The following is a 2,180-nucleotide window of genomic DNA, read 5'->3' as shown; positions in this document are numbered from 1 at the left end:
CCCTGGTGCAGTGTCGCGACTTGGTATATTTGGCGATCGCTCGACCCGCTGCCGGTGGCCTATTGATACACCCAAGGCCCTCAGCCCAAGGCCGGGACAAGGAGAAAAACATTGGCGAAAAAGAATTTCCTGGATTTTGAGCATCCGATTGCCGAGCTCGAATCCAAAATCGAAGAACTGCGCTACGTGCAGACCGAAAGTGCTGTCGACATCTCGGAAGAGATCGACCAGCTGAGCAAGAAGAGCCTGCAGCTCACACGCGACATCTACAGTGATCTGAGCCCCTGGCAGATCACCAAGATCGCGCGCCACATCGAGCGTCCCTACACGCTCGACTATGTGCGCGAAATCTTCACCGATTTCGTCGAGATGCACGGCGACCGCCACTTCGCGGACGATCAGTCGATCGTCGGCGGCCTGGCGCGCTTCAACGGCCAGCCCTGCATGGTCATCGGTCACCAGAAAGGCCGTGACACCAAGGAGCGCACGCTGCGCAACTTCGGCATGACGCGCCCCGAAGGCTATCGCAAGGCCCTGCGCCTTATGAAGACCGCCGAGAAGTTCAAGCTGCCGGTGTTCACGTTCGTCGACACGCCGGGCGCATTCCCCGGCATCGACGCCGAGGAGCGCAGCCAGTCCGAAGCCATCGGCCGCAACATCTATGAAATGGCGCAGCTGCAGACGCCGATCATCTCCACCGTCATCGGTGAAGGCGGCTCGGGCGGCGCGCTGGCGATCAGCGTCGCCGACCAGGTGCTGATGCTGCAATACTCGGTCTACTCGGTGATCAGCCCCGAAGGCTGCGCGTCGATTCTGTGGAAGACCGGCGAAAAGGCGGAAGAAGCCGCTTCGGCCATGGGCATCACCGCGCTGCGCCTCAAGGCGCTGGGCCTGGTCGACAAGATCGTCAGCGAGCCCGTCGGTGGCGCGCACCGCGATCCCAAGCAGATGGCGACCTTGCTCAAGCGTGCGCTCGGCGATGCCTATCGCCAGCTCGCCGACCTGAGTCCCAAGGAGCTGCAGGACCGCCGCTACGACCGCCTGCAAAGCTACGGCCGCTTCTCGGATACCAAGGCCGAGAACCGCTGAGCGCAAGCCCATCCGGCACCAGCAAACGCACAAACGGCTCCTGTGGGAGCCGTTTGCCGTTGCCGGGCCTGACCAGGAAAGGAAAGCATGACCCAGTCGCTCGATGCCGCCATGGCCGCCTGCGCGCCGCCGCTGCCGCTGGCCGTGGCGTTCAGCGGTGGCGCCGACTCGACGGCGCTGCTGCTGGCCTGCGCCCAGCGCTGGCCGGGCCAGGTGCATGCGATCCATGTGCACCACGGCCTGCAGAGCGCGGCCGACGGCTTTGTGGCCCAGTGCGAAGCGCTGTGCGCGCGCCTGGAGGTGCCGCTCGCGGTGTGCCGCGTCGATGCGCGCCATGCGTCCGGCCAGAGCCCCGAAGACGCCGCGCGCCAAAGCCGCTATGCGGCGCTCGCCGATGCGGCCTTGCATGCCTGGCCCGGCCGTCCCATGGCCGCGATCGCGCTGGCCCAGCATGCCGATGACCAGGTCGAAACCCTGCTGCTCGCGCTGTCGCGCGGCGCGGGTGTCGCCGGGCTCGCGGCCATGCCGGCGCAATGGCAGCGGCTGGGACTGACCTGGCTGCGGCCGCTGCTGCAAGTCGATGGCGCGGCGCTGCGCGACTGGCTCGCGGCGCGCCAGCAGGACTGGATCGAAGACCCGAGCAATGCCGACCAGCGCTTCACGCGCAACCGCATCCGCGCGCAATTGCTGCCCCAACTGCAGGCCGCATTCCCGCAATTTCGCGACACCTTTGCGCGCAGCAGCCGGCACTGCGCCCAGGCCGCCGAACTGCTGCAGGAAGTCGCCGAAAGCGATCTCGCGGCGGTGGGCAACCCGCCGCGCATCGCGGCCTTGCAGGCCTTGAGCGCCGCCCGCCAGGCCAACCTGCTGCGCCACTGGCTTCGTGTTGCGCATGCGACCACGCCGGCCGCAGCCCAGCTCGAAGAGCTGCTGCGCCAGGTCGCGGCCTGCACCACGCGCGGCCACCAAATCCGTCTCAAGTTGGGGCGCGGGTTTGTGGTGAGAACAGGGGCGCTGCTCGGTTGGTACAATCCCTGAGTTTTGGTCTACTTTTGTACGAAAACCGCTGGCGCGCCAAAACGCCCCTATTC

At 66.3% G+C, this 2,180-nt stretch carries 2 protein-coding genes; both read left to right on the top strand.

All coding sequences use genetic code 11. From position 1 onward, the window contains the following. Positions 1-111: 111 nt before the first annotated feature. Positions 112-1,089, top strand: a complete 978-nt coding sequence (locus D3H34_RS31875; protein ID WP_119558788.1) for an acetyl-CoA carboxylase carboxyltransferase subunit alpha — start codon at positions 112-114, stop codon at positions 1,087-1,089. Between the two features lie 87 nt (positions 1,090-1,176). Beyond that, positions 1,177-2,127 (top strand): tRNA lysidine(34) synthetase TilS, encoded by a 951-nt coding sequence (gene tilS, locus D3H34_RS31870; protein WP_119558787.1) that lies wholly within the window; start codon positions 1,177-1,179, stop codon positions 2,125-2,127. The last annotated feature ends 53 nt before the right edge of the window (positions 2,128-2,180 follow it).

Source organism: Acidovorax cavernicola, assembly GCF_003581445.1.
Note: the sequence above shows the minus strand (reverse complement) of the source record. Positions and strands in the feature narration are given on the sequence as shown.

Excerpts from the sequence above, each read along its gene's own strand:
- tilS (WP_119558787.1), top strand. The coding sequence starts at position 1,177 with ATGACCCAGTCGCTCGATGCCGCCATGGCCGCCTGCGCGCCGCCGCTG.